The organism is Fulvivirga sp. AWR4_260 (assembly GCF_056158185.1).
In genome coordinates, this window is sequence record NZ_JBSWSU010000015.1 from 929,833 (window position 1) to 956,460 (window position 26,628).

At 36.3% G+C, this 26,628-nt stretch carries 27 protein-coding genes; 14 read left to right on the forward strand and 13 right to left on the reverse strand.

The window, feature by feature from the left end:
- The first annotated feature begins 98 nt into the window (after positions 1–98).
- Genes ACXACQ_RS10420 through ACXACQ_RS10430 form a run of 3 tightly spaced genes read left to right on the forward strand, consistent with a single transcriptional unit; the run spans position 99 to position 2,920 of the window.
- A complete protein-coding gene (locus ACXACQ_RS10420) occupies positions 99–977 on the forward strand; it encodes a DUF58 domain-containing protein (RefSeq protein WP_474975882.1) in 879 nt (292 codons plus the stop codon).
- Positions 970–1,875: a hypothetical protein gene (locus ACXACQ_RS10425; RefSeq protein WP_474975883.1), complete on the forward strand. Its 906-nt coding sequence runs from the start codon at positions 970–972 to the stop codon at positions 1,873–1,875. The genes ACXACQ_RS10420 and ACXACQ_RS10425 overlap by 8 nt, the downstream gene beginning before the upstream one ends.
- Complete coding sequence (locus ACXACQ_RS10430; protein ID WP_474975884.1) at positions 1,868–2,920, forward strand: vWA domain-containing protein; 1,053 nt, start codon at positions 1,868–1,870, stop codon at positions 2,918–2,920. Before ACXACQ_RS10425 ends, ACXACQ_RS10430 begins: the two co-directional genes overlap by 8 nt.
- Here ACXACQ_RS10430 and ACXACQ_RS10435 read toward each other — a convergent pair.
- Both ACXACQ_RS10435 and ACXACQ_RS10440 read right to left on the reverse strand, forming a co-directional pair.
- Complete coding sequence (locus tag ACXACQ_RS10435; protein WP_474975885.1) at positions 2,917–3,540, reverse strand: LysE family translocator; 624 nt, start codon at positions 3,538–3,540, stop codon at positions 2,917–2,919. The two genes, ACXACQ_RS10430 and ACXACQ_RS10435, sit on opposite strands and share 4 nt — an antisense overlap.
- Positions 3,541–3,543: 3 nt before the next feature.
- Positions 3,544–5,085, reverse strand: coding sequence for a GH3 family acyl-acid amido synthetase (locus ACXACQ_RS10440; protein ID WP_474975886.1), 1,542 nt, complete (start codon positions 5,083–5,085; stop codon positions 3,544–3,546).
- Between the two features lie 65 nt (positions 5,086–5,150).
- On the opposite strand from ACXACQ_RS10440, the gene ACXACQ_RS10445 reads away from it, so the two are divergent.
- Both ACXACQ_RS10445 and ACXACQ_RS10450 read left to right on the forward strand, forming a co-directional pair.
- Entirely contained in the window at positions 5,151–5,828 is a 678-nt protein-coding gene (locus tag ACXACQ_RS10445) for a YggS family pyridoxal phosphate-dependent enzyme (protein WP_474975887.1), read from the forward strand.
- Positions 5,818–6,204: a DUF423 domain-containing protein gene (locus ACXACQ_RS10450; RefSeq protein ID WP_474975888.1), complete on the forward strand. Its 387-nt coding sequence runs from the start codon at positions 5,818–5,820 to the stop codon at positions 6,202–6,204. The genes ACXACQ_RS10445 and ACXACQ_RS10450 overlap by 11 nt, the downstream gene beginning before the upstream one ends.
- A 68-nt stretch (positions 6,205–6,272) precedes the next feature.
- Here the strand turns inward: ACXACQ_RS10450 and ACXACQ_RS10455 are convergent, their stop codons facing one another.
- Together ACXACQ_RS10455 and ACXACQ_RS10460 are read right to left on the reverse strand one after the other, a co-directional pair.
- Entirely contained in the window at positions 6,273–6,674 is a 402-nt protein-coding gene (locus ACXACQ_RS10455) for a DUF1573 domain-containing protein (RefSeq protein ID WP_474975889.1), read from the reverse strand.
- A 75-nt stretch (positions 6,675–6,749) separates the two neighbouring features.
- Positions 6,750–8,153, reverse strand: a complete 1,404-nt coding sequence (locus tag ACXACQ_RS10460; RefSeq protein ID WP_474975890.1) for an ATP-dependent DNA helicase — start codon at positions 8,151–8,153, stop codon at positions 6,750–6,752.
- A 120-nt stretch (positions 8,154–8,273) separates the two neighbouring features.
- On the opposite strand from ACXACQ_RS10460, the gene ACXACQ_RS10465 reads away from it, so the two are divergent.
- The 4 genes from ACXACQ_RS10465 (at position 8,274) to coaD (ending at position 11,009) form a co-directional block, all read left to right on the forward strand.
- A complete protein-coding gene (locus ACXACQ_RS10465; RefSeq protein ID WP_474975891.1) occupies positions 8,274–8,759 on the forward strand; it encodes an NUDIX domain-containing protein in 486 nt (161 codons plus the stop codon).
- A gap of 77 nt (positions 8,760–8,836) precedes the next feature.
- On the forward strand, positions 8,837–9,646 hold the full coding sequence (locus tag ACXACQ_RS10470) for a hypothetical protein (RefSeq protein WP_474975892.1): 810 nt from the start codon (positions 8,837–8,839) through the stop codon (positions 9,644–9,646).
- 7 nt (positions 9,647–9,653) lie between these two features.
- Positions 9,654–10,541 carry a DUF3822 family protein gene (locus ACXACQ_RS10475; RefSeq protein WP_474975893.1) on the forward strand — a complete coding sequence of 296 codons (888 nt, stop codon included), beginning with the start codon at positions 9,654–9,656 and terminating at the stop codon, positions 10,539–10,541.
- 12 nt (positions 10,542–10,553) lie between these two features.
- Positions 10,554–11,009, forward strand: coding sequence for a pantetheine-phosphate adenylyltransferase (coaD, locus tag ACXACQ_RS10480; RefSeq protein ID WP_474975894.1), 456 nt, complete (start codon positions 10,554–10,556; stop codon positions 11,007–11,009).
- Here the strand turns inward: coaD and ACXACQ_RS10485 are convergent.
- Complete coding sequence (locus tag ACXACQ_RS10485; RefSeq protein ID WP_474975895.1) at positions 11,006–11,698, reverse strand: NUDIX hydrolase; 693 nt, start codon at positions 11,696–11,698, stop codon at positions 11,006–11,008. The genes coaD and ACXACQ_RS10485 overlap by 4 nt on opposite strands.
- 102 nt (positions 11,699–11,800) lie before the next feature.
- Between ACXACQ_RS10485 and pyrE the strand changes: the two genes are divergently transcribed.
- On the forward strand, positions 11,801–12,439 hold the full coding sequence (pyrE, locus tag ACXACQ_RS10490) for an orotate phosphoribosyltransferase (protein ID WP_474975896.1): 639 nt from the start codon (positions 11,801–11,803) through the stop codon (positions 12,437–12,439).
- A gap of 33 nt (positions 12,440–12,472) precedes the next feature.
- Here pyrE and ACXACQ_RS10495 read toward each other — a convergent pair whose 3' ends face one another.
- Positions 12,473–13,252, reverse strand: coding sequence for a TIGR02757 family protein (locus ACXACQ_RS10495; RefSeq protein ID WP_474975897.1), 780 nt, complete (start codon positions 13,250–13,252; stop codon positions 12,473–12,475).
- A gap of 129 nt (positions 13,253–13,381) precedes the next feature.
- Between ACXACQ_RS10495 and ACXACQ_RS10500 the strand changes: the two genes are divergently transcribed.
- Positions 13,382–15,427: a PKD domain-containing protein gene (locus ACXACQ_RS10500; protein WP_474975898.1), complete on the forward strand. Its 2,046-nt coding sequence runs from the start codon at positions 13,382–13,384 to the stop codon at positions 15,425–15,427.
- A 56-nt stretch (positions 15,428–15,483) separates the two neighbouring features.
- On the opposite strand, the gene ACXACQ_RS10505 is transcribed toward ACXACQ_RS10500, so the two are convergent.
- The 6 genes from ACXACQ_RS10505 to ACXACQ_RS10530 form a co-directional block, all read right to left on the reverse strand.
- Entirely contained in the window at positions 15,484–15,930 is a 447-nt protein-coding gene (locus ACXACQ_RS10505) for a hypothetical protein (RefSeq protein ID WP_474975899.1), read from the reverse strand.
- A gap of 165 nt (positions 15,931–16,095) precedes the next feature.
- Positions 16,096–16,725, reverse strand: coding sequence for an ABC transporter ATP-binding protein (locus tag ACXACQ_RS10510; RefSeq protein ID WP_474975900.1), 630 nt, complete (start codon positions 16,723–16,725; stop codon positions 16,096–16,098).
- A gap of 6 nt (positions 16,726–16,731) precedes the next feature.
- Entirely contained in the window at positions 16,732–17,511 is a 780-nt protein-coding gene (gene lpxA / locus ACXACQ_RS10515; protein ID WP_474975901.1) for an acyl-ACP--UDP-N-acetylglucosamine O-acyltransferase, read from the reverse strand.
- Positions 17,512–17,602: 91 nt separating this feature from the next.
- Positions 17,603–18,997, reverse strand: coding sequence for a bifunctional UDP-3-O-[3-hydroxymyristoyl] N-acetylglucosamine deacetylase/3-hydroxyacyl-ACP dehydratase (locus ACXACQ_RS10520; protein ID WP_474975902.1), 1,395 nt, complete (start codon positions 18,995–18,997; stop codon positions 17,603–17,605).
- Complete coding sequence (gene lpxD / locus ACXACQ_RS10525; RefSeq protein WP_474975903.1) at positions 18,994–20,052, reverse strand: UDP-3-O-(3-hydroxymyristoyl)glucosamine N-acyltransferase; 1,059 nt, start codon at positions 20,050–20,052, stop codon at positions 18,994–18,996. The genes ACXACQ_RS10520 and lpxD overlap by 4 nt, the downstream gene beginning before the upstream one ends.
- Positions 20,053–20,081: 29 nt before the next feature.
- The gene (locus ACXACQ_RS10530) at positions 20,082–21,311 is read right to left on the reverse strand and encodes an HD domain-containing protein (protein WP_474975904.1); all 1,230 of its coding nucleotides are present in this window, start codon (positions 21,309–21,311) and stop codon (positions 20,082–20,084) included.
- A 65-nt stretch (positions 21,312–21,376) separates the two neighbouring features.
- Between ACXACQ_RS10530 and porX the strand changes: the two genes are divergently transcribed.
- Genes porX through ACXACQ_RS10545 form a run of 3 tightly spaced genes read left to right on the forward strand, consistent with a single transcriptional unit; the run spans position 21,377 to position 24,597 of the window.
- Positions 21,377–22,939, forward strand: a complete 1,563-nt coding sequence (gene porX / locus ACXACQ_RS10535; RefSeq protein WP_474975905.1) for a T9SS response regulator signal transducer PorX — start codon at positions 21,377–21,379, stop codon at positions 22,937–22,939.
- Complete coding sequence (tsaE, locus tag ACXACQ_RS10540; RefSeq protein WP_474975906.1) at positions 22,932–23,378, forward strand: tRNA (adenosine(37)-N6)-threonylcarbamoyltransferase complex ATPase subunit type 1 TsaE; 447 nt, start codon at positions 22,932–22,934, stop codon at positions 23,376–23,378. The genes porX and tsaE overlap by 8 nt, the downstream gene beginning before the upstream one ends.
- Positions 23,371–24,597: an alanine dehydrogenase gene (locus tag ACXACQ_RS10545; RefSeq protein WP_474975907.1), complete on the forward strand. Its 1,227-nt coding sequence runs from the start codon at positions 23,371–23,373 to the stop codon at positions 24,595–24,597. Before tsaE ends, ACXACQ_RS10545 begins: the two co-directional genes overlap by 8 nt.
- Before the next feature lie 70 nt (positions 24,598–24,667).
- Here ACXACQ_RS10545 and typA read toward each other — a convergent pair whose 3' ends face one another.
- Positions 24,668–26,476 (reverse strand): translational GTPase TypA, encoded by a 1,809-nt coding sequence (typA, locus tag ACXACQ_RS10550; protein WP_474975908.1) that lies wholly within the window; start codon positions 26,474–26,476, stop codon positions 24,668–24,670.
- Positions 26,477–26,628: the final 152 nt, after the last annotated feature.

The window sequence follows — 26,628 nt, forward strand, 5'->3', positions numbered from 1 at the left end:
AAGAATATCAAGGTTAAACACCTGTCAAATCTTACACAGAATTATGTGTAGCTAATATTCTTAAAATTTGTTCTAATTTTATAGCGAAAATTGGGCCAATGAAACACCTTTTAAAAAAGCTACGAAAATACGAAATACAAATTAGAAAGGCTATTAACAGCCAGATGCAAGGTGATTTTCACTCAATATTTAAAGGATCTGGGCTGGAGTTTGATGATGTGCGTACATATCAGTATGGTGATGACATCAGAACTATAGACTGGAATGTAAGTGCTAAAGGGCACGGTACATTTGTTAAAACCTTTAAAGAAGAGAAGGAACAAACTGTTTTTTTTGTATTGGATGTTAGTGGTTCTCAAGAAATAGGAAGTCCTGGAAAGCAAAAGCTTGATGTAAGTAAGGAAATTTGTGGGGTTTTAGCATTGTCTGCTGTAAAGCAGGCCAGTCAAGTAGGTTTGGTTTGTTATTCAGATCAAAAAGAAAAGTATGTAAGGCCTGCTAAGGGCGCTAAGCAAGCTTATGAAATCATTAATAGCCTAGTAAAAGTACAGCCTACTTCTTTGGGTACAGATCTTTCGCAGGCCATCATGTATAGTTTGAAGACTATTAGGAAACGAAGTGTGATCATTTTTATCAGTGACTTTATTGATGAAGGATATTATCACAACCTAAAGGGGATGGCCAAAAAACACGATTTAGTGATGATCAGGGTTACTGATAAAAGAGAAACTAAATTGCCAAATTTGGGTATTGTGCCGGTTTATGAGAAGGAGAGTGGTAAAACTATTTGGGTAAATACCTCTTTTGGAGATTTTAAGTCAAAGCTTAAACAGAATTACTCAGATAAAGAAGATGAACTTTCTACATTTTCTAAAAAGCATCAAATTAACTTTATCTCAGTGGACACTGAAGAAGATTACGTGCCCAAATTGTTGAAATTATTTAAAATCAGAAATAAAACAGTAAAGAGTGTATAAAGGAATTATTAGTCTGGTTCTGCTTTTATTTTTTGCATTTCCTGAGGCTATAGCGCAGGAAATCAAGCCTCATGGTGAATTTGCAATGGACACCATTAAAATTGGAGTTCCTATACCTTTCTCATTGTCAGTTCGCTATCCTAGAGAAGTGGATGTGGTTTTTCCTGATTCGCTGTATGACTTTTCTCCTTATGAGCTGGATCATAAAGTTTACTTTCCAACGCAATCTGACTCGATAAATAGTTATGATAGTGCGGTTTATTACCTCACCTCTTTTGAAATTGATAGTGTACAGGAATTTCAGTTGCCAATTTTTGTGCTCCATGGAAACGATAGTACAATTATCAACTCAAATATCGATCAGGCAATTTTAGAGCAACTTGTATCTGCAGTGCCTGACTCTGTAGCCGTGGATGCTTTACCTCTTAAAGAAAACGCAGATTATATTAAGGTAGACTTTCAGTTCAATTATATCTACTTCCTTATAGGTTTAGGCATTATAATTATAGGTCTAGTGGTAATTATTGTGGTTTTTGGAGGAAAAATTAAAACTCAGGTTAAGCTTTGGAGAATGAAAAAGCACCACGCTAAATTTATTGCTGAATATGAGGTTATAGCTCAGAAAGGCAATATTTCGGCTAGTGAAAAGGCTAATGAGGTACAGTTAAGATGGAAGACATATTTGGGCAAGCTGGAGAAAAAACCTTATAAAGAATTAACCACAAAAGAAATTGTGAATAGGTATGGTATTGTAGAAGCAGAAGAGGCCTTGAAACAGATGGATAGATTAATATACGGAGGTCAAAGTATTGATAACATGCAGACTGACTGCGCTACTTTAAAGCAAATAGCAATTACAAGATATAACAAGAAAGTGGAGGAGGTGAAAAATGACTGATCAGGTTGGATTTGACATGCCTTGGTACTCGTTAGATTGGTTTGCTCCTTCTACCATAAAAAATTTCACATGGGAAAATTCACTGTATTTATATGGATTGGTGCTTATTCCTATATTTATAATTCTGCGATGGGTGTTCAGGTATTTTTTTAATCAAAAATTACCAGTGGCATTATCTAAAAGTCAGGTGAAATCTAACCCGCTTAACTTGGTTCGTTTACTACCTGATGTGCTTATGGTTATGATTATGGCCTTGTTAATAGTGGCCATGGCACGCCCACAAAAGAGTAATGAGCGTGTTGATCAATGGACCGAAGGTATTGATATTATGCTTGTGATGGATATCTCTCAGTCCATGCAAATCGAAGATTTTAAACCTAACCGCTTAGAGGCGGCTAAGGGTGTAGCTAGAGAATTTATCGATGGCCGTTTTCAAGATAGAATAGGGATGGTGATTTTTTCTGGAGATGCTTATTCTCTATCTCCATTAACAACTGATTATGACTTATTAAAATCTTATATAGCAGATATTAATTTTGACATGATAGAAAATAGAGGTACTGCCATTGGTAGCGCCTTGGCAGTGGCTACAAATAGAATGCGAGAGTCAGATTCTAAGTCTAAAGTTATCATCTTACTGAGTGATGGAGATAATACTGCAGGTAATATTGATCCTATCACAGCAGCCAAACTGGCCAGTGCTTACAATATAAAAATATATTCAATAGCTATAGGTAAAGAAGGTCAGGTGCCATTTGGCAAAGACTTTTTTGGTCGTCCACGTATGATTGATAATTCTATGGATGAGACAACACTGCGTGAGATAGCCAAAATAGGGGAAGGACAGTTTTACAGGGTGTCTAATAATAAAGCATTAGAAAATGTATTTGGCTTGATAGATAAATATGAAAAGGCTGAAATAAAGGAGACTAGGTACAAGGATACCACTGATTTTTATAGGAATTACCTAACCTGGGCCATTTGTTTCTTCTTACTTTGGCTGATGCTTAAATCTACATTTATAGCAAACGTATTACAAGATTAAGGCTTTAGGTGCGAGTAAGTGTAAAACAACATGTGTATGCCAAAGCCGATCATGGTAATGCCTACCAGTAAGTTTAAGATTTTAAAAGTTTTTGGTTTGATAAAACTTCTTAGTTTGCCTGCCAAGTAAGCTTTTAGCATATCAGATAAAAATACGGTAAGCAAAGTGGCTGTAAAGAATATAAAAAGTTCTTTGCCGTGGTAGCCGTATCTCATAGATGCGAGACTCATGGCTCCAATCCAGAATAAGAGTACATTGGGGCTTATTCCATTAATTAAAAAGCCTTTTATGATAAACCTAAATGTTCCTTTTGCAGATACTGAATGAGCTTCTGTTATAATTGATTGGCGAGATTTCCATAAATAAAAAAATCCGAAAGCACATAAAATGACTCCGCCAGCATAGCCTAGCCATTCATCGTATCCTTTTTCGTTGATCAATTGAGATATTCCTATGTAGGATAATATGATGAATAAGGAGTCGCTGCATAAAATTCCAAAGGCCACTAATATGGCCTTTTTGAATCCTTTTTCTATACTGGTTTGTATTAAGGTGAAAAATACTGGTCCTATTAAAACCATCAAGACCAGTCCAAATAAAATACCGTTTATTACATACATGAATTACACTTCCTTGATAAACTCCTTCCAGTTTTCGTATTGATGATTTTTGATTACTCTCGGGAATTTATGTTGCCCACCTACTTTTCCTTGCGATTCCATCCATTTATAGAATGTACTCACAGGTAAAACATCTACAAATATATCTTTTAGTGCGGCACTGCGCTCTACTTCATAATCATCATTCAGCTCTTTTAAGTGCTCGTCAAGTTTTTCTTTAATTAACTCAGGGTCTACATCAGCATCGGTACCTATATACCAATGGTGGCCAAATAGTGTTCCGTGCGGAATGCCCGCCACCGTAAACTCTGGTATGTTAATGTTGAAATCCTCAGCTACCCATTCCATAGCCTTATTCATATTGTCTACAGAAAGGTGCTCACCACATAAGCTTAAAAAGTGCTTGGTTCGGCCTGTAATCACTATTTCATGCTCTTGCTTATTAGTGATTTTAACTACGTCCCCAATCATGTATCTCCATGCTCCAGCACAGGTTGAAATCAATAATGCATATTCTTTACCTTCCTCTACTTCATCAATCATGTATGTTTTTGCATCTGATGCAATCTCACCATTCTCATTAAAGTATTGATCTTCGAAAGGCACAAACTCATAGAATATACCATTGTTAAGTACTAATTTCATCACACGCTGATCAGGAGCGGCTTGAAATGCGATAAAGCCCTCTGAAGCCAAGTAGGTTTCAATGTATCGGATGTCTCGCCCCAAAAGTCTTTTGAAGCCTTTGCGGTAAGGGTCAAAAGAAACTCCGCCATGTACATATACTTCTAGGTTAGGCCATATCTCATGAATGTTATCTACATGGTGGTATTCCAATATTTTTTCCATTAAAATTTGAATCCATGCAGGTACGCCAACAATAATGCTAATGTTCCAGTTTTTCGCTTTTTTCGCTATCTCATTCAGCTTCTCTTCCCAGTCCTTGGTCTTAGCTATTTTTTTTCCTGGTTTATAAAAATGCTGAAACCAAAAAGGTAATTGAGCTGCTTGTATACCGCTGAGATCTCCTTCAAAATAACTGCCTCTATTATTGAGATGAGTGCTTCCTCCGAGCATTAGGATACCTCCCTGAAAAAATCCCGAAGGCAAATCATACTTAGAAAGTGATAAAATTTGGCGAATACTAGTTTTTTGTATTGCCTTTTTCATATCCCTTGTAATAGGGATATACTTTGAAGATGCTTCAGATGTGCCAGAGCTCAGTGCAAAATACTTAACTTTACCAGGCCAGCATATGTCAGATTTTCCATCTTGATTCATATGCCACCAATCGGCAAACATTTTATTATAGTTGTGAATGGGCACATTCTGAGTAAATACTTTAAAGAATGCTTTCTGATCTGATTCTTTATAGGCGTTTAATATGTTTGCAAAATTATACTGCTTGCCAAATGCGGTTTGGCGAGCTGTAATCAATAATTTTTTTAATTCTTGCTTTTGTAAGTCATAAGGATTGGAAAATTCTTGATCTAAACTTTCTCTAATCCTAATTCCTTTCTTTAATAAAGTACCTAAAATAGGCATAAGCTATCATTTAAAATTTCTTACTTTGTTAACAGTAAATCTTGACTCGATATTAAAACTATAATATGGATATCAAAAACAATATTAAAGAATTTCAAAATTTTTTATCTGAAAAAGAATGTCAATTAGTGGCGGTGAGTAAAACCAAACCTGTTGAAATGTTGCAAGAGGCGTATGATGCTGGTGTAAGAATTTTTGGTGAAAATAAAGTGCAGGAGCTGGCAGAAAAGTATGAAGTGCTACCAAAAGATATCCAGTGGCATATGATTGGCCATTTGCAGCGGAATAAAGTGAAATATATTGCGCCATTTGTGAGTCTTATTCATTCGGTAGATAGTTTACGATTGTTAGAAGAAATAAATAAACAGGCCGAGAAAAATAATAGAGTTATTGAATGCTTGCTTCAAGTCCATATTGCAGAGGAAAGTAGCAAGTTTGGATTATCTCAAGACGAACTCCTTGAAATGCTTGATACGCAAGAAGTAGAAAATTTAACCAATGTGAAGGTAGTAGGACTGATGGGAATGGCCACATTTACTGATGATGAAAATCAAATAAGGAGAGAGTTTGCATTCCTAAAGCAGCTTTATGATAAAGCTAAAAGTGTACCCGTAGCTGATAATGTAGAAATAAAGGAATTATCTATGGGTATGAGTGGTGATTATAAAATTGCAATAGAGGAGGGAAGTACCTTAATCAGAGTAGGAAGTGCTATTTTTGGAGAACGTAATTATGCAAAGTAACAGTAAGAATATTATTATAGTGGCTGCAGTTTTGGGAGCATTAGCAGTAAGTATTGGTGCTTTTGGAGCACATGGTTTGCGCCCATTGTTGATGGAGCATGGTCGGGTAGAAACTTTTGAAACAGCAGTGAAGTATCAGTTTTACCATACGTTAGCATTGCTTTTTATTGGGCTTTTGTACGATAAGTTTCCAATGAAACAGTTGACTTGGGCTGCTTATGCTATGTTTGTTGGGGTGCTAATTTTCAGTGGTTCTTTATATATCCTTTGCGTAACTAATGTTAATATGCTGGGAGCTATAACTCCTATTGGTGGCGTTTTTCTGATCGTGGGGTGGATAATGCTTTTGCTTGCCGCAGTGAAATCGAAAAATTGAAATAAGACTATAAAACAAAAAGCCCCAATAAAGTAATTTATTGGGGCTTTTTGCGATAAAAGCTTGTGTTATTTATTGCTGTCTTCCTTAGGAAGTACATTTGTTTTTATCATCAACTTATTTTGACCAGAAGCATTGCTTACTATAGTAATTACTTTTGTTTGCATTCCCATTTTGCCTGCACTATTAAAAGTGATTTTGATGCTTGATTCTTGCCCTGGAGCGATAGGGTCTTTAGGCCAATCAGAAGCAGTACATCCGCAAGTAACTTGTACATTACTGATGACTAAAGGCTCATTTCCAGTGTTTTCAAAAGCAAAAGTGTGTTCTACTTTGTCTCCTTGATGAATATCCCCAAACTCGTGCTGAGTCTCTTCGAAAGTCATTACTGGTCCGTTTTCGCTGCTTTCCTGAGCCATTACACTACCTATAGCGAAAAGGCTGAAGATAAATACTACTAATGTCTTCATAATATAGTTATCTGGTTTTGTTTAATTCAATTTAATAAAGCTATAAAGAAACGATTTTCTTTAAAAAGAAGTCAACTATGAGGTAAACAATTTTTTGTTAAAGTTTACTAAAAATAGCTGAGTAGTGGCTCTGGTGACTGCAGTGTAGAGCCATCTCACATACTCTTTATCTATCTGATCGTCTTTAAGGTAACCTTGATCTACAAAAACGGCATCCCACTGGCCACCTTGAGATTTATGGCATGTTAAAGCGTATGAAAACTTCACCTGAAGAGCATTAAGGTAAGGATCCTTTTTTATAGCGTCTTTTCGGTCCTTCGTTTTCGGCATGTCTGCGTAATCTTCAGCTACCGCTTCATATAATTCTCTGTATTGATCTTCAGTTAACGAAGGCGATTCAGAATGAAGCGTGTCTAGCATTACTTTAGCTTCAAAGGTGGTTTCATTGCCATAGTCCATAAGTCTTAGGCTTAACGTAGCAAACCTTAGGCCATAAATTTCTTCGAAGTTGATAATCTTCATTACTTCTACAAAATCACCATTAGCTAAGAAGTTTCCAGGGTTGTCATCAGGGCTATAAACGTAGTTATTTCTCACTATCATTAGATATTCACCTACTTCAAGTTCTGATTCATAATAATGAAGTCTATTTCTGATGTATTGGTTGTAGTTATTCGCAAGTTTATTAGACCTGCATATAATAATTGTGTTTTCTATTCCAAAATGATCATAAGCATACCTTAAGCCATCTTCTAGTTTTTCACCTGTCATCCGGAAAATATCCTGATGCTGTTTAGTGCTAAAGCCAATTGAAGGGGTATCTTTTACCAGTTCAGTTCTTAACTGGGTGGCGTTAAATAGTATGCCAGAGTCTTCTTCTTGCCTCATAACTTCCGTCAATGTGGTGTGATGTACCGAGGCTCCGAAATTACCTTGGATGTAATCGGGGTTCAATGCCGGACTTAATGTTTGGCCAACCGGAGGTAACTGAGCATCATCACCTATGAGAATTAGTTTGTTAGTGGGCTCTGAAAATATATATTTAAATAAATCGCTAAGTAAACCCTTGCTGCCAAAACTACGGTCTTCACTAATCATTGAGGCCTCATCTACAATAAAAACGGTGTTCTTAGAGTAGTTGCGTTGAAGTTTAAATGAAGGGCCATTGATCTGTTCGCTCGTTTGTTTATATATTTTTTTATGTATAGTAAAAGCAAGTCTTTTGGAATAGCTACTCATTACCTTTGCTGCCCGTCCTGTAGGGGCTAGTAAGGTAAATTTCATATTGAATAGTGGAAGCACTTTTACCAATGTACTTACTACTGTAGTTTTACCGGTACCGGCATACCCTTTTAAAATTAATACTGATTTCTCATTCTGCTCTTCTATGAAATTATCAGTTAATTGAAAAAGTTTTAATTGTCCAGGTGTGGGGCTAAAAGGGAATTTATTTTTTAAAATATCTGATGGCCTGGGCATATTAATTTAATGGAATTTAGCGTTTTTATTAACAGTAAAGTGTCATGTAGTAAAACACAAATATAGTATTTAGTGTTAAGGGTGTCCTTATCTTTACTGTATAGAGTGGCAAATGACAATATGAAAGACACTATAAATAAAGTATACGGAAATAAAGTAAGAGTTAGGGCGTGTGGTGTTTGTACTGAAGGAGATGCTATATTATTGGTAAATCATAAAGGTTTGGGCGATGGAGATAATTTCTGGGCTCCGCCAGGAGGAGGAGTTGAGTTTGGAGAAACAGTAGAGCAGACTATAGTGCGTGAGTTTAAAGAGGAGACGGGGCTATTAGTGGCAGTGAAAAAGTTTTTATTTGTAAATGAACTTTTACATGAAAACTTACAAGGAATAGAGTTGTTTTTTGAAGTGAAGAAAGTAGGAGGGGAGTTAATGACAGGCACCGACCCAGAGCATGAAAAGTCTCAACAAATAATAAAACAGGTGAAGTTTGTGACTTTTAACGAATTAGCTTTTATGAATAAAAATGCTATGCATAATGTGCTTCATGGCGTTGTTGATAAAAAAACACTACTAAAAATGAGCGGCTATTTTAAATTTATAAGATAATTGCATAAAATAGCGGTTTAATTAATTATGTATTGCAGTTCAAAATTTTTATTATTGCACCAAAAAATTTCTAAGAAATGAACGTCACCAGAATACTCTCTATAATATTGTTAGCTTGTAGTCTTGGATTAGCTTACTATTTAGTAAAAGATGTTAAGACTGATATCGATGAGAAGGAGTTAATCGCATCGCGTGAAGATGCCGTTATCGAAAGGTTAAAATTAATTCGCGAAGCTGAAATTGCTTTCCAAAAAGTACATGGTAGCTATACCAGCGATTGGAATGAATTAGCTAATTTTATAAAAACAGGCGAGGTGCCGATTATAGAACGTAAAGAGACTGTTATAACTTTAGCATATGGAGCTGATAGTTCTGTTGTGAGTTATGATACTTTAGGTTTTGTGTCTGCTAAAGATGAAATTTTTAAAGATATTCATAACGTAACAGCTGCCAATAATGGTGAGTTCGTTAAATATTTAGTTAAGGAAGGATCGGAAGTTAATAAAGGTAATAGCGCTTACACTTTAATCCAGAATGGTAAAAAAGTAACTCATGACTTTAAAGAAAAAGGTAAAGTTACTAAAGTGGAAAATGTAAATGCTGGCACTATGGTTAAGAAAGGTGATTTATTACTTACCTTAACAGAGGCTATGTTTAGCTCTAATGTGAACCTAGATCAAATTGGAAATGTTCCGGGTTATGAAGGTGTGAAATTTGAAATCTTCACATCTAAAGTTGACAAAGGTGGATCTTCATTAGATGTTATCGAAGTGAAAAATCCTAAGCCTTTTGATAAAACAAGATCTGAAGGAGCTGAGAGTAAAAACAGAAAGCCTTTAAGATTTGGTTCTAAAACAGATGTAACTACGTCAGGAAACTGGGAATAATATTATCTTGGATACAACAAAAGTCAGTTATAAACTTATAAAGAAGGTAAAGGATGCGAAGTTTGACGTAGACAAACTGCATCAGTATAATCTTATGCTCCAGATTGGAGTAAGAGATGTACAGGTAGGCGTGGTGGACTCAACTACCAATGATACCCTTTTACTTGAAGATTATATTTTAGCAAGTGTAAAGTCTCATCAAGAGTTTGTAGAGATACTCAATGCTCTTTTTGAAGAACACCATCTGTTGATGGCTGGCTTTTGGAAAAATGTGCGTATAAGCATCAAGAATAGTAAGTTCTCTTTGGTGCCATCTTCATTGTTTGTGAAAGAGGCCTTAGTAGATTATTTACAACTTAATAGCCACGTTAATCCTGAGAAAGAGGACGTTCTCTATTATAAACATATTAAGTCTGATGTAATCTGCGTGTTTGCAATACACAAAGAGCTTACAGCTTGGCTACATAGCTTGTATCCTAATGCGGAAGTTGGTTTTATCCATCAATCTAGTGCGCTTATTGAAGGGGTTACCAATTACGAGAAATCCAATAAGAAAAATACTTTATACCTGTATATTGACAGGTTTAAACTGCACATAATAACCCTGAAGAATAATAAATTAGAGTATTATAATCAGTTTTCTATAAAACAATTTAATGATTATATACGCTATATTATGTTGGTGATTAAAGGTTTACAAAAAGATCAGCAGCAAAGTGATGTTATTCTTTGGGGTTATATTGGCAAACAATCACCTCACTATAACGAGTTCTATAAATACATTAAGAACATATCTTTTGGAGAAAGACCTGATTACTTGAAATACGGGTATGTTTTTGATGAGGTTCAAGATCACCATTTCTTTGATCTTTACAGTATCCATCTCTGCGATTAATAAAACTAACACATGAGTCGAATAGCTATATTCCCAGGTTCTTTTGATCCATTTACAAAAGGTCATGAAGATATTGTTTTACGAGGATTACAGCTTTTTGATGAAATTGTGATAGCCATAGGCCACAATTCAAAAAAGAATAATAGATATTTTGAAGTAGAGCGTATGGTAGGCTTAATTGAGCAGACCTTCGATCAGTACGATAATATTAAAGTTATTATTTATAATGAACTGACTGCCGAGTTGGCTAAGAAGCATGGAGCTAGGTTTCTTTTAAGGGGGTTAAGAAATACAACAGATTTTGAGTATGAAAACAGTATAGCTCAGGTTAATAAGCATTTGAACGAAGAGCTTGAGTCTGTATTTCTTATTACTTCACCAGAGTTTGCGGCTATTAGCTCTTCTATTATCAGGGAAGTACACCGCTATGGAAGCGATGTAAGCGATTTTCTTCCCTATGAGATTTAAGCTTCACTTTTAGATTCTGACTTCTCTTTCTGAAAGTATTCATCAAATACGAAAGCTATTGATTTGTAAGAATCCTGAATAGCATGAAATACTTCCTTGCGAGTCATCCATCTTACTTCCTCAATGTCTTCCTCAATTTGAGGTTTCATTTTTGAATCCTTTAAAATATCCATAGTGTACCACACTGTCTTTTTAAGGATTTTTCTCTTTTTCATGGTATAGGTATGCCAAGTGGTACAAAGTTTTTCTTTTGTAGTCACTTTTACGCCACATTCTTCTTCTACCTCACGTTGAGCTGCGGTTTTATTGTCCTCGTCTTTGTCGAGTTTTCCTTTCGGTAAATCCCATTTTTTAAGGCGGTAAATCATCAAGATTTTATCTTTTTTCCTTACCAAACCTCCTGCAGCTCTAATTATTTTAAATTTCTTCTTAAGGAATTTCTTGATATCATCGTAATCATCTACCGTAAGGGTTATAGAAATAAGACCTTGCGGAGAGATGGTGTCTAGCATGTCTAGAAGATGATCAATATCTTCTCTTTTGGCATGCTTAACCCACACTCTGTGCAATAGTTTTGCCTGAGTAATAGGTTCTGTTTCTGCATTAATGATATTGTTGAATTCCGTTTTATCCGGCTTTTCTTCCGTCTTTATTAATTTTAATGGAATGTCGTTGATGAATAGGTTCATCTAAGGTAGTTTAATGTATATCGCAAATGAAAAAAATATTTGGCAGCACAGCAATAGAATTTCATTTTTTTAATCCATAATTTCGCAAACAAACACTTGAATATGCAAAAAGACATCGGATACACTATTGCAGGTAAACTTTTAGATATTGAGGCAATTAAATTGAATCTCGAGTCTCCTTTTACATGGAGTTCAGGTTGGAAGTCTCCAATTTACTGTGATAACAGGTTATCATTATCATTTCCTGAAATTAGGACATTAATTAAAGATCAGTTAGCAGAAGTAATTAAGGAAAAATACCCAGAGGTGGAAGCTGTAGCTGGCGTGGCTACTGCAGGTATACCTCAAGGTGCTCTTGTAGCTGATGTACTTGGTGTTCCTTTTATTTATGTTAGAAGTAAGCCAAAAGGTCATGGTATGGAGAATATGATAGAAGGGAAGGTAACGAAGGGGCAGAAGGTAGTGGTAATTGAAGATTTGGTGTCTACAGGAGGTAGCTCTCTTAAAGCAGCAGAGGCTTTAGTGGCTAATGATGTAGAAGTGTTAGGTATGGCAGCTATATTTACTTATGGGTTCCCATTAGCAGATGACAATTTTAGAGCTGCAAATATACCGTTAGTTTGTTTAAGTAATTATGAGCTGCTAATAGAAGAGGCAGTTAAAAGGGGCTATGTAAAAGAAGGTGAAGTTGGTCTTTTGCAAGATTGGAGAAAAGACCCTGCTAACTGGCAAGGGGCATAAAGCATAAAAGAGAGAAAGGTTATGGCCTTTCTCTTAAAACTTTTCTTCTACACCTAAGCCAAATAGGGCAAAGTCATATTTTATTGGATCTTGAGCATCAAAGGCCTTTAGGTTATTAGTTAGTTCTATGGCAGTTTGCCAGTCGGTTTGTTTCCTCGTTATTAGACCTAATTTGCGTGCTACTCTGTCAACATGTAGATCGCAAGGACATACCAGTTGAGAGGCTTTGATGGTATTCCAAAGGCCGAAATCTACTCCATTATTATCTTTTCTAACCATCCATCTCAAAAACATATTTATTCGTTTACATGCTGATTTTCTCTCGGGAGTAGCTATGTGTTTGCGAGTGCGCTGTGGGGCATCTGGCAAGCTGAAGAATAAATGATGAAACTGTTTTATCCCTTGTTCTACCGAATCGTCATGGGGGCCAATAGCCTTAGAAAAGCCATCTTCTAAACTCTGATGGTGTGAATAGAACCACCGAAAGAAGTGAATAAAGTATAGTGTATCCGTGGCGTTGAATGTTCTGTGCTTGAAGGAGATGAATTTTTTTAAGTCAACTTCCTCATGTTGAGTAATAAATTCAAATGGGGCATTGTCCATAAGCTCAAATAATTCTTTGCATTTGTTGATTATCGTTTTTCGCTGGCCCCAGGCAAGTACAGCAGCAATAAAACCTGCTATTTCAATGTCTTGCTGTAGTTTAAACATATGCGGAATGGATACAGGATCGTTAGTGATGAAATTTGGTTGATTATATTCATCAGTTTTTAAATCTAAAAAGCTCTTGATCTCTTCAAAGTTTGAAATCACAATATTTGTATTAAAGTTTTAAATATTTGGAATAAAAATATTTTAAGTTTTGTTATTAACTCATAAACAAAGAGTTATTTATGATGTTGTAATTTTAATTGAATCCTAACACCCTAAACTACCTTAACCATGAAAAAGTGCTATTTAGATAATAAGTTTTTAATAATGGTAGCTATGTTGCTCAGTGTGCAGCTAAGTTACGGACAGATGATTGAAAAAATTACCCTTGGTGGTGTACAAAATGAAGCTTTGGTTTATACGCCTTCAGGTTATAGCGCATCAGGCACAGCTCATCCACTTTTGGTCTTTTTGCACGGAGGGGAGGGGATAGTTAAAGGTTTGGATAATGGAACTGTTTTTACTCAGCCTTATGGACCAATATTATTAGCAAGTGAGGATAATCGAATTAATAAGTCTTGGCCAGCTTTAGGGGCAGAAGAATATATAGTGCTTGCTCCACATTTACCTAGAGATGAGAGTATCGGTAACAAAAATGATCAAGAATGGCCTGTTGAATTTGTTAAAGGTTTTATTGACTATGCAAAGGCGAATTATAATGTAGATGTGAATAGAATTTATTTGACAGGGATAAGTTTAGGAGCCAAAGGGGTTTGGGATTATTTGGCGGTATATCCCAATGATATAGCCGCAGCGGCTCCAATAAGTGGAACGGCTGTAATTGATGATCTATGTCCGCAATTGGCTAATATTCCTCCTGTGTGGGCTTTACACGGTAAGTCTGATGGGTTGGTTGATCCAGAAGGTGTATATGATGACGGAAGGGCTGGTAGTAGCCTTATAGTCCAAAGTTTGAATGAGGGATGTAATGAGATGTATTCCTCATATCCCTTGCGTCTATCTATTCTGGAGGCAGTGGGGCATGATCATTGGAATGAGTACTATGATCTAACTATGGGGTATAACATATATGATTGGTTTAATACTTTTGAAAAAGGTAATAACTTAACAAATAAAGCTCCTGTAGTTACAGTTGATCAGGAGACTGTTACTATAGTTGGAGGTGGCTCACCTTTAGTACTCAGTGCTAATGCATATGACCCTGAGGGAGGGGTATTAACTTATGCATGGGAGCTAGAGGGGGCAACGGTGCCGTTAAGTATAAATATAGGAGATGCTAATACTTCTAAAACCACCATTTCTGGTTTAACTACGGGGGATTATTCTTTTAAGGTTACGGTTACTGACAATGCTCTGAATGCGGTGAGTAAAAGTGTAGAGGTAAAAGTGCTAAATAGCATAGGGACTACCCCGGCTGTTACTACCATATGGTTGGAGCCTGTGGGGGGAGGAGATGCTGTAGAACTATCAAACGGGCAAACTATAAGTACAGATACTTATGGAGAAGTTTTTAATATTAAAGCCAATACGATTAACACTACTAATGGTTCTAGTGTGGTATTTCAGCTCAATGAAAATAGAAATATAGGTACTGATGCCAGTAATCCATATTATGCTCAATTGAGAGGAAAGAACATAAAGTGGGAACCCAAAAACGGGAATTCTTATGTGATTACTGCCACAGCGTATAATGATAAAAACCCATCACTAACACCTGGAGTATCTTTAAGGATGAATGTCAATTTTCAAGCAGGGCCATTGCCTGTTGAATTTTATAGTATAGACGCAAAAAGAGTCAAAGGTAAAAATGTGATTTATTGGAAGACTGCCTCTGAATTGAATAATGATTACTTCACAGTAGAAAAGCTTACTGCTAATGGTGTCTTTAACAAAATAGCAAAAATATATTCTCAAGGAGATAGTAAAGAAATAAGACACTATGAATATTCTGATTTAGAAGTCAATGCGGCAGATCCTTGTTACTATCGTGTAAAGCAAACTGATTTGGATGGGAAATTTAGTTATAGTGAATTAGTAAAAGTAGAGACCACTTCTTTTGGAATACTAAGTTTTGAAGTTTATCCAAATCCATTAAAAAACAATCAGTTGCATCTGCGTTTAGATAATCAGATAAGTGGTAGTGTAGAGCTGAAATTAATTGATGGAGTAGGTGTAGTTTATCAGAACAAGACAAACTTAAATGATGGTGATAATGACATATTTATAGACCTTGGCAGTGAACACCTGCAAGGCTTATATATATTGCAGCTAATGTATAAAAATCAAATTGATACCAGAAAGGTATTAATTGACTAAAACGAAAAAAGGGAGCTCTAGAGCTCCCTTTTTTCGTTTTCTATAAAAAGCCAGTATTACTCAGCTTTTTGGAATGTCATATTCCATGTACCCTCTACACTTTCAGTTTTAGCATTGCTGTAACCAGGACCGCTATATGAGAAAGTTAACTTAAGAGTGTTATCCGTTAATTCAAAAGAAGATGTAGTTAAATCTCCTAATTTAATGTTTGTCGCATTGTCATCTGTAAAACTCCAGTTTCCTGATGGTTTAATAGGTACCAAATCAGGACCATTACTTGTAGTATAAGCAGATGAAGTAAATGAGATGGTATATGCAGGATCAGTAGTGTAGTCAGAACGATTAGTTCCATCGCTTACTGATGTTGCAACCCATGCACTTGTGGTTAATTGCTGAGTTTTTTCTTCTTTAGGAGATGCAGGAGAATCATCACTACCGCAGCTTACGGTAAATAGAAACATAAAAATGGCACCTGCAGATAGTAAGTATTGTAATTTTCTCATTATAAAAAAGTTGTTTAACTAATCAGATTCGAAATATAGGGAAAAATTTAAAATTTATCTTAAATTATTTCGCTAATATATGATTTTGTTTGCTGTGTATAAGTTTAAATACGTTATTTAACTAAAAAGTAACATTAGAGGTCATTTTTTTAGTTGAAATGCAGCTTATGGTTTAAGTTCTTGAATGTTAATTATGTTAGGGCAATATTCTTTATATTCATAGTCTTGGTTAGAAGCAACTATTAACGAGATGTTTCTGTCGTTGTTTATCTTCTTTATCTCTTGATGGTACCAGTCTATGCCTTGATTATCTAAATTTGAGGTAGGTTCATCAAGGAAAATCACCTCTGAATCGGTATAAAAAGCTAAGGCTAATCGTAACCGTTGCTTCATACCCGAAGAGAAGTTCTTGATGAATTTATCTTCTGATTTGCTTAAATAGGCTATATCAATAATGTCTTGGATTGATAAGTTACCTTTTAATTTTCTGAATTTAAAATGAAATTCAAGATGCTCCTTTAGAGTGAAATCTTCAATTAGATCCATGTAAGGAGTGGTGATGGATATTTTTTGAAATACAGTTTCTATGTCTAATTTTTGATCACCTTTGCTGTACTGTATTTTGCCTTCAGAAAGAAGGTGATAGGAGGTGAGAATTTGTAATAGCGTGCTTTTTCCACTTCCATTGGATCCCGTAAGGGCATAATTCTCACCTTCTTTAAAAGTGAAGTTAAAGTGTCGAAATATCCATTCTCTATGGAATTTTTTACCTCCCTCTTGAATGGATATGTTCATACTTTATTAATAGCTATAACCTTTCATTACACCGCGGTCAGAGTTTCTGATGAAATCAATGATTTCGTCTCTCTCTTTTGATGGTGCTAATTCTAGCTCAACTAAGTCTAGAGCTTTAGAGTTATTAAGGCCTTTTAGGAAAACGTATCGGTATATTTCCTGTATTTCATTGATTTTTTCTGATGAATATCCTCTTCTACGAAGCCCAATAGAGTTAATTCCACAATAAGTAAGAGGTTCTCTTGCCGCTTTTGTATAAGGGGGAACGTCTTTTCTTACTAAAGATCCACCTCCTATGTAAGCATGGGCACCAATTCTAGTGAATTGTTGTACAGCACATGATCCTCCAAATATAACGTTGTCTTCTACTATTACGTGTCCGGCTAGTTGGGTAGCATTACCTACGATACAGTTATTGCCTATAATACAGTCATGCCCCATGTGCACATAAGCCATTACTAAGCAATTACTACCAACTTCAGTTTTGTATTTATCAACAGTACCTCTGTTTATAGTGGCACACTCTCTTATGGTCGTGTTGTCTCCTATGATGGTTTCTGTTTCCTCACCGGCAAACTTAAGGTCTTGCGGAATAGCAGAAATTACTGCACCAGGATATATTTTAACATTTTTTCCTATACGAGCCCCCTCAAATATGGTAACATTTGGACCTATCCAAGTTCCTTCTTCTATAATCACGTTTTTATGAATAGTAGAAAAAGGCTCTATTACTACATTTCTGGCAATTTTTGCCTGGGGATGTATATATGATAATGGTTGATTCATATAATTCTCATTAATTAGTGCAACAATAGGGTCTCTCTATTGCCACGTGTTTCCGTAAGGGTGCTAGTCTCTCAATATCAATTTTTATGCCTTAAGCATCTTTTTTTACTATGCTAGCTGTCATAGTACCTTCACATACCAAATTATTTCCAACATAAGCCCTACCAGACATTTTTGCGATTCCTCGCTTAATTGGTGCTAATAAATCGCATTTTATGATTAACGTATCACCAGGTAACACCATCTTTCTGAAACGGAAATTTTCTATTCCTAAGAAATAGGTCCAGTAATTTTCTGGATCAGGAACGGTATTTAAAACTAATATACCTCCAATTTGAGCCATAGCTTCTACTTGTAATACACCAGGCATTACAGGATTTCCAGGGAAGTGTCCTAAGAAGAAGTGCTCATTTAGAGTAACATTTTTTATGCCAGATACGCTGTGCTCATCTAAGTGGATAATTTTATCAATTAAAAGAAACGGATATCTGTGCGGTAAAATATTACTTATCTGATTGATGTCTAATACTGGAGGTGCACTAGGATTGTACTTAGGTACATTTTGTTTAGCACTGCTTTCCATAGCTCTTTTAAGCTTTTTGGCAAAAGCTACGTTAGCAGCATGGCCTGGTCTAGCAGCCAAAATTTGTGCTTTTATAGGTTTTCCTGCCAAAGCAAGGTCACCCATTACATCAAGCAGTTTATGGCGTGCAGGCTCATTTTTATATCTTAACTCTACGTTATTAAGAATTCCTTCTTTTTTAACCTCTACTTTAGGTTTGTTAAACAAGCTAGCAAGGCTTTCTAATTCTTCATCTTTCACTACTCTATCTACAACTACGATAGCATTGTTTAAGTCACCACCTTTAATAAGGTTGTTTTTATGAAGCATTTCCAATTCGTGAAGGAAGCAGAATGTTCTACATGAAGCTATTTCCTTTTCAAATTGGCTAATGTTATTTAATGAAGCGTGCTGGCTACCAAGTACGGGCGAATTGTAATCCACCATAACTGTAACACGGTAGTCGTCTAAAGGTAAGGCTGCTATTTCTACGTCTCTTGATGCATCACTATAGAAAATGCTATCTTGTACTTCGTAGAATTCACGTAAAGCATTTTGCTCTTCAGTGCCAGCTTCTTTTAATATGTCTACAAATTGCTGGGAGCTACCATCCATAATTGGAGGCTCTGGCCCATCAAGTTGAATTAATACATTGTCAATTTCAAGGCCTACTAATGCTGCCAAAGTGTGTTCTACCGTGTTTACACGTGCCCCACTTTGTTCTATAGTAGTACCTCTTGATAAGTCAACTACGTTATCTACATCAGCATCAACAATAGGCTGACCTTCGAGGTCCGTTCTTTGAAACTTAATACCGTGTCCTGGTTTTGCAGGTAAGAAGGTCATCGTTGCGTTTACACCTGTGTGTAGACCAACACCTGATAAACTAACTGATTTTTTTATTGTATGCTGTTTGATATTCATTGCTTTTCCTGAAATGTCGGCAAATTTAGAACTTTTTCTTCAAGTTGTTTTAATCTGATATTTAAATCAGGGAGATTTTTAAAAACTGCGTAAGCTCTGTAGTAGTCCTTGTAGTTGAAGGCTGGGCTTCCCATGAGTTGTTGGCCTTCTTCTTTTATGTTTTTTCCTAAACCGGCTTGAGCACCGATGGAAGTTTTATTTGCAATTGAAATATGACCTGCTATACCAACTTGCCCGGCTACAACACAATTATCTCCTATTTTTGCAGATCCACTTATGCCACTCTGGGCGGCAATAACAGTGTTTTTTCCAATTTCTACGTTATGAGCTATTTGTATTAGGTTGTCTAGCTTGGTGCCATCACCTATTTTGGTAGCATCCCCGTAAAAAGTGGCGCAGTCGATAACGGTATTAGCTCCAATATCAACATGACTTCCAATTTCTACATGACCCATTTGAGGGATCGTTTTATAAGATCCGTCAGCCTGAGGAGCAAAGCCAAAGCCATCACTACCTATTACACAACCAGAATGGATCACCGAATTGTGACCTACTTTGGTGTAAGGGTAAAGCTTTGTGCCCGCGTTTATAATAGTGTTATCACCAATTTCGCAGTTATCTCCAATGTAGGCGTTAGGGTAAATTTTTACATTTTCACCCAATTTTACATTATTGCCAATGTACGAAAAGGCTCCTCTGTAAAGATCGTTTCCGGCAGAAACATCTTTTCCAATAAAAGAAGGCTCTTCAATACCCGACTTTTGATAACTTAAAAACTTATGATATTCCTCTAGCATTAAGGTGAAAGAACTGTAGGGGTCTTCCACAAAAATGAGGGTGCTGTTAATTTCTTTCTTAGGTTTAAAACCTTTTTTTACGATTACTGCACTTGCCTGAGATGTGTATATGAAATGTTCATATTTAGGGTTAGCAATGAAAGATATTTCACCTTCTTTGGCATTTTCAATTTTTGCCAACATGCTTATTTCGGTATTGCCATTCCCTTCTACTTCACCTCCTAAAAGTGATGCAATCTGATCAACCGTAAACTTCATTAAACTAGTGTAGGATAGTTATATTCTTTTTACAAAGATACATTTTTGGGGCAGCATAGATAGTATTTTTTCACAATTTTACTCATAGCTTTTATGTTGGGTAAATCAGCAGCTTCGGCAATGTCTATAACCTTTCCTTTTTTTGTTAACATATTGATGGTCTGTCCACCGGCTATGTAAGCTTTGTTAGTCACTTCTCCATGAGCAAAGAAATACCTGCTATCGGCCCTTAAGACTCCATATTCTTCACTTATATGATTGCGTAAAGTGGTTAGGGAGTCTTTGCTCAAAGGTTCATTGCTTAGGTGTATTTTAAATAGCTTTCGGTTTAAAAGATAATTACTTAAAGTGTTGAGGATTTTATCATCACTATTTTTCCATACCTTAATAGCTCCCCATATATCATAATCATCGAGGTCGCCAAACGTAGCGAGTATTTTGGGGTTTTGCTGAAAGTCTTCTAGGGTATATTCTTTGTAGAGAAAAGCTTTTAGTGCATCAGAACCAAATATTTCATGACCTCCGGTGGCTAAATCTTTGGCGCGTAAAATTAAATTGATGAGCATTTTTTCTGCACTTACAGAAGCTTTGTGTAAGTATACTTGCCAATACATCAACCTTCGGGCGTTTAAGAAGTTTTCTATACTGTAAATTCCTTTTTCTTCTACCACAATATTATCATCTACTACATTAAGCATGCTGATAATACGCTCTAGGCCTATGGCGCCTTCAGATACACCTGTGAAAAAACTATCACGTTTTAAATAATCAAGCCTGTCCATGTCCAGCTGACTGGAAACTAACTGATGTAAAAATTTTTTATGATAGGTATTCTGAAAAATCTTGTTGGCAAGCTCTAGCTGGTTGTCAAATTCTTTATTCAGCTGTTTCATAAAAAGAAAAGAGATACTTTCGTGCTGAATGCCATGCAATAAGCTGTATTCTAGAGCGTGTGAAAAAGGCCCGTGGCCAATGTCATGCAAAAGAATGGCCACCTGTGCAGCTTCGTATTCTTCGTCTGTTATTTCTACATCTTTGCTGCGAAGGCTGTCTAATGTGCGACACATGAGGTGCATAGCACCTATCGCATGATGAAACCTTGTGTGCAAGGCACCAGGATATACCATGTCGGTTAGGCCTAGTTGCTTGATGCGTCTTAGTCTTTGAAAAACAGGATGTTCAATAATATCGAACACCAAATCGCTTTTTATGTTAATAAATCCGTATACCGGATCATTGAAAATTTTCTTTTTATTCAATCTTATCTGGAGTTAATGCGTTACGATTGTAAAAGAAGTTATTATTTTGAGAAAAATATCAACCTATGCAAAGATATAATATTTTGTGGGCAGACGATGAAATTGACTTATTAAAGCCACACATACTATTTTTAGAGAATAAAGGGTATGACATCACTCCTGTAAATAGTGGGACAGATGCTATTGAGCAATGTGAAGAAAAGCATTTTGATGTAGTTTTTTTAGATGAGAATATGCCGGGGATGACAGGTTTAGAAACCTTGACCCAAATTAAATCTACTAAGCCAAATTTGCCTGTGGTGATGATCACTAAGAGCGAAGAAGAGCAGATTATGGAAGATGCCATAGGAGCTAAAATTGCTGATTACCTTATTAAGCCTCTTAATCCAAGTCAAATTCTGCTTTCTGTAAAAAGAATTTTAGATAATAAAAGGTTAGTGACGGAGAAAACTAATCTTAGTTATCAGCAAGAGTTTAGAAATATAAGTATGGCTTTTCAAGATGACTTGGATCATCAGGAATGGGCAGAGATTTATAAGAAACTTATTTTCTGGGAAATGGAAATTGACGAAACAGAAAATAAGAGCATGGCTGAAGTTTTATACAGCCAAAAGGATGAGGCTAATAATCAGTTTACACGATTTGTGAAAGAGAATTATGAGTCTTGGTTGAATGACCCAGATGTGGATAAGCCGTTATTATCTCATCAGCTGATGAAGAAGAAAGTGTTTCCGCAGCTTAGTGATGATAAACCATTGTTTTTTTTGGTAATAGATAATTTGAGGTATGATCAATGGAAAATTATTGAACCTTCCATTCTTGAATACTTTAACGTGGAGTCAGAAGAGACCTATTACTCTATACTTCCTACTACTACTGCCTACGCGCGTAACTCCATTTTTTCTGGAATGCTTCCTTTAGAGATGGCGAAAAAACATAAAGATTTGTGGGTAGGTGAAGATGAAGAGGACGGAAAGAATAATAATGAACAGGAGTTTGTTGAGCGCCAGCTGAAGAGAAATAACCTAGACATTAAAATGAGTTACACCAAGGTGAAGCAGATTAGTGAAGGGAAGCAATTGGTAGATTCTGTGAGAAACCTGATGTCTAACCCGCTTAACGTGATAGTGTACAACTTTGTAGATATGTTATCGCATGCGCGTACCGATATGGCAATGATTCGTGAGTTGGCTCCCGATGAGGCTGCATATCGTTCTATAACAAAATCATGGATTGAGCATTCACCTTTGTTAGAAGCTATGCGCATTATTGCAGAGGGTGGTGGTAAGCTTATAGTTACTACAGATCATGGTACTATTAGAGTGAAAAGGCCGTTTAAGATAGTAGGAGATAGAAATACTAATACTAACTTGAGATATAAACAAGGTAAGAATTTGGGTTACGATAGTGGTTCAAAAATAATGGAAGCAGTAAAGCCTGAAAGGCTGCATTTACCTAAAGTTAATGTGTCTTCTACCTATGTTTTTGCTACCGAAGACCAGTTCTTTGCTTATCCTAATAACTATAATTATTACGTAAACTACTATAAAGACACCTTCCAGCATGGAGGAGTATCCATGGAGGAAATGATTATTCCAATTATTTCACTAAATTCGAAATATGGTTGATAAAGAACTGTCAGGCTTGCGCTTAGAAACCAGTGGGCCAGACCTGCTTAGCGATGCCGCAAAGCAAATTGTAGACTTTGCAGCGGGGTGGAAAGTGTGGGTTTTTGAAGGAGATATGGGGGCTGGTAAAACTACCCTTATTAAAGCCATTTGTGAAGAATTGGGAGTGTTGGATATGGTGAATAGCCCTACATATTCTATTGTAAATGAGTATGAAAATGAGAATGGAGAGGTGATTTTTCATTTTGATTTTTATAGGCTGAAAGATGAAATGGAAGCCATGGACATTGGCACGGAAGAGTATTTAGATTCTGGAAATTATTGTTTTGTGGAATGGGCCAGTAGAATAGAAGGCCTTTTGCCAGACAAGCTTTTGAGAATAGATATAAGTATTGTAGACGAAAAGAAAAGGTTAATAGAAGTAACCAAGTATGAGTAAGAAAGAACGCCTAGGGTTTGCAGAATTAGCAAAGGAGTCGAGCCTGTATCCTCAGGAAAAATTGATGGCTGTAAAAAGGAATAAACATTCTTTTTTTATTGGTTTACCCAATGAGATTTCTTTGCAGGAAAGAAGAATTACATTGACTCCGGATTCGGTAGCACTTTTAGTGAATAATGGTCATGAGGTGTGGGTAGAGACGGGTGCAGGTAAGGGGTCTAAATTTTCGGATACTCATTATAGTGAGGCGGGAGCCAAGATTGTATATTCTGCTGAAGAAGTATATAAAGCAGATGCAATTTTAAAAATTGAGCCGCCTACTATGGAAGAGATAACATTAATGCAGCATCGCCAGGTCTTGATTTCGGCTTTGCAAATGGGCAGCCAATCGCCAGAGTACATCAAGGCTCTTAATGCTAAGCAAATTACAGCACTGGCTTTTGAATTCATAGAAGATAAAGTAGGTGGAATGCCTATAATCAGGGCTATGAGTGAGATTGCGGGTAATACTGTAATGTCCATTGCTGCTGAATACCTAAGTACCAGTAGTGGAGGTAAAGGTGTGATTATGGGAGGTATTACGGGGGTTCCACCAACTAAAGTAGTGATACTTGGTGCAGGTACGGTGGCTGAGTATGCAGCCCGTGCTACTATAGGTCTAGGTGCTGATTTGGAAATCTTCGATAATCATATTTATAAGCTTAGGCGCATTAAACAGGCGTTAGCAAGGCAAGTGTATACTTCCACTATTGATTCTGCAACATTAGCCAGATCTTTGAAAAATGCTGATGTTGTGATAGGAGCGTTAAGGCCTGAAAAGGGAAGAAATAGGTATGTGGTAACGGAGGAGATGGTAGCAGAAATGAAACCTGATTCTTTAATAATAGATTTGTCGATTGATCAAGGAGGGTGCTTTGAAACCTCTGAACAAACTAGTCTAAAAAGTCCTGTTTTCAGGAAATTTGATGTAATACATTATTGTGTGCCTAATATAGCGTCAAGGGTAGCACACACAGCTACTACTGCGCTGAGTAATATTTTTACTCCTACTATTATTCGTGCTGCAGAAGAAGGCGGAATGGATGATATGATTTTTGCTCATAAATGGTTTATGCGTGGTGTTTATACCTACAAAGGAAGCTTGACTAATGAGCATATTGCACGTAAATTTCATATGAAACATAAAGACCTTGGCTTATTAATGGCTGCTAGGTTTTAATTTAGAAAAGCATATAAACAAGAAAGGCTTACCAAAATGGTAAGCCTTTCTTGTTTATAGTTTAAAGCAATTAACTTTCTGCTTTGTTTGCCATTCTCTTTCTCTCGTTTTCATCAAGATAAATCTTTCTCATACGCATAGATTTAGGCGTAACTTCTAAGTACTCATCTTTTTGAATGTATTCAAGAGCTTCTTCTAGGGAGAAACGTTTTGCCGGAGCAATTTTAGCGTTACTATCAGAACCTGATGCACGCATGTTTGTAAGTTTCTTTCCTTTTTGAATATTTACTACTAAGTCATTGTCACGAGAGTGCTCTCCTATAACCTGACCTACGTAAAGTTCTTCTCCTGGATCTACGAAAAATACTCCTCTATCTTGTAACTTATCAATAGAGTAAGCTGTTGATGGGCCTGATTCCATTGATATTAAAGAACCATTAACTCTACCAGGTATATCACCTTTGTAAGGAGCATATTCCTTAAATCTGTGAGTCATGATAGCTTCACCAGCAGTGGCAGTAAGAATATTGTTTCTTAAACCAATGATACCCCTTGCAGGAATATCAAACTCTAAATGTTGTAAGTCTCCTTTAGGCTCCATGATTTTCATTTCACCTTTTTTCGCACTTACTAATTCTATTACTTTACCAGAGCTTTCTTGAGGCACATCTACTACCAAGTGCTCGATAGGCTCATGCTTTACGCCATCAATTTCTTTGAATAGTACTTGAGGCTGACCTACTTGAAGTTCGTAGCCTTCACGTCTCATTGTCTCAATTAATACAGACAAGTGAAGAATACCTCTACCAAATACGTTGAAACGGTCTTCAGAAGTAGTATCTTCTATTCTTAAAGCAAGGTTTTTCTCTGTTTCTTTGTATAAACGATCTCTTAGGTGTCTAGAAGTAACGAATTTACCTTCTTTACCGAAGAAAGGAGAGTTGTTGATAGTGAAAAGCATACTCATGGTAGGCTCATCAATAGCAATCCTTGGAAGTGGTTGAGGGTTTTCGTAGCTAGTAACAGTATCACCAAGCTCGAAATCTTCAACTCCTACTAAAGCACAGATTTCTCCACTAGAAGCTTCTGGTACTCTTTTCTTACCTAAGCCTTCGAAAATGTGAACTTCTTTGATTTTTGCTCTTTTTACAGAGCCATCTTTTTTAGTAAGTCCTACAGTATCGCCTTCTTTTACTGTGCCTTGGGCAATTCTACCAATAGCAATTCTACCTACATAAGCAGAGAAGTCTAAAGAAGTTACCTGCATTTGTAGAATACCTTCTTGCTGAGGAGCAGGAGGGATATATTTTACAATAGCATCTAGTAAAGGTAAAATATTGTCAGTTGGTTGGTTCCAGTCAGTGTTCATCCATCCTTGTTTAGATGAACCGTACAATGCAGGAAAATCTAACTGCTCTTCTGTTGCCTCTAAGTTGAACATGAGGTCGAATACTTGCTCATGAACCTCGTCAGGACGACAGTTTTCTTTGTCTACTTTGTTAACAACTACTATAGGCTTAAGACCTAAAGATAAAGCTTTGCTAAGCACAAATCGAGTCTGAGGCATTGGACCTTCAAAAGCATCAACTAATAAGATAACACCGTCTGCCATCTTCAAAACACGTTCCACTTCACCACCGAAGTCCGCGTGACCAGGAGTATCTATAATGTTGATTTTGGTGTCATTATAACGTACTGATACGTTCTTAGATACAATCGTAATACCTCTTTCCTTCTCTAAATCTTCGTTATCAAGAATAAGATCGTCTGTTTCCTGATTATCACGAAGGATTTTCGAAGCATGAATGATTTTGTCAACCAAAGTAGTTTTACCGTGGTCAACGTGTGCTATAATAGCAACATTTCTAATATTTTGCATAGCCTAAAATTGAATTTGCAAACTTACTAAAAGCAAATTAAAGAATGTAATCTCAAACCTTTTTTTGGTGTAATAAGTTGCGGTTTGCTCGTATATTTCCTTTATATGGCCAAAATCAGCTATAATTCTTAATGTTTTATTATATTATGAAG

Coding starts and splice junctions, on each gene's coding strand:
- lpxA (WP_474975901.1), bottom strand. CDS start 17,511: ATGAATCAACCATTATCATATATACATCCCCAGGCAAAAATTGCCAGA.
- typA (WP_474975908.1), bottom strand. CDS start 26,476: ATGCAAAATATTAGAAATGTTGCTATTATAGCACACGTTGACCACGGT.
- tsaE (WP_474975906.1), top strand. CDS start 22,932: ATGGTTGATAAAGAACTGTCAGGCTTGCGCTTAGAAACCAGTGGGCCA.
- ACXACQ_RS10450 (WP_474975888.1), top strand. CDS start 5,818: ATGCAAAGTAACAGTAAGAATATTATTATAGTGGCTGCAGTTTTGGGA.
- ACXACQ_RS10420 (WP_474975882.1), top strand. CDS start 99: ATGAAACACCTTTTAAAAAAGCTACGAAAATACGAAATACAAATTAGA.
- ACXACQ_RS10445 (WP_474975887.1), top strand. CDS start 5,151: ATGGATATCAAAAACAATATTAAAGAATTTCAAAATTTTTTATCTGAA.
- ACXACQ_RS10545 (WP_474975907.1), top strand. CDS start 23,371: ATGAGTAAGAAAGAACGCCTAGGGTTTGCAGAATTAGCAAAGGAGTCG.
- pyrE (WP_474975896.1), top strand. CDS start 11,801: ATGCAAAAAGACATCGGATACACTATTGCAGGTAAACTTTTAGATATT.
- lpxD (WP_474975903.1), bottom strand. CDS start 20,052: ATGAAGTTTACGGTTGATCAGATTGCATCACTTTTAGGAGGTGAAGTA.
- ACXACQ_RS10435 (WP_474975885.1), bottom strand. CDS start 3,540: ATGTATGTAATAAACGGTATTTTATTTGGACTGGTCTTGATGGTTTTA.
- ACXACQ_RS10505 (WP_474975899.1), bottom strand. CDS start 15,930: ATGAGAAAATTACAATACTTACTATCTGCAGGTGCCATTTTTATGTTT.
- ACXACQ_RS10465 (WP_474975891.1), top strand. CDS start 8,274: ATGAAAGACACTATAAATAAAGTATACGGAAATAAAGTAAGAGTTAGG.
- ACXACQ_RS10485 (WP_474975895.1), bottom strand. CDS start 11,698: ATGAACCTATTCATCAACGACATTCCATTAAAATTAATAAAGACGGAA.
- ACXACQ_RS10510 (WP_474975900.1), bottom strand. CDS start 16,725: ATGAACATATCCATTCAAGAGGGAGGTAAAAAATTCCATAGAGAATGG.
- ACXACQ_RS10455 (WP_474975889.1), bottom strand. CDS start 6,674: ATGAAGACATTAGTAGTATTTATCTTCAGCCTTTTCGCTATAGGTAGT.
- coaD (WP_474975894.1), top strand. CDS start 10,554: ATGAGTCGAATAGCTATATTCCCAGGTTCTTTTGATCCATTTACAAAA.
- ACXACQ_RS10440 (WP_474975886.1), bottom strand. CDS start 5,085: ATGCCTATTTTAGGTACTTTATTAAAGAAAGGAATTAGGATTAGAGAA.
- ACXACQ_RS10460 (WP_474975890.1), bottom strand. CDS start 8,153: ATGCCCAGGCCATCAGATATTTTAAAAAATAAATTCCCTTTTAGCCCC.
- ACXACQ_RS10470 (WP_474975892.1), top strand. CDS start 8,837: ATGAACGTCACCAGAATACTCTCTATAATATTGTTAGCTTGTAGTCTT.
- ACXACQ_RS10520 (WP_474975902.1), bottom strand. CDS start 18,997: ATGAATATCAAACAGCATACAATAAAAAAATCAGTTAGTTTATCAGGT.
- porX (WP_474975905.1), top strand. CDS start 21,377: ATGCAAAGATATAATATTTTGTGGGCAGACGATGAAATTGACTTATTA.
- ACXACQ_RS10500 (WP_474975898.1), top strand. CDS start 13,382: ATGAAAAAGTGCTATTTAGATAATAAGTTTTTAATAATGGTAGCTATG.
- ACXACQ_RS10430 (WP_474975884.1), top strand. CDS start 1,868: ATGACTGATCAGGTTGGATTTGACATGCCTTGGTACTCGTTAGATTGG.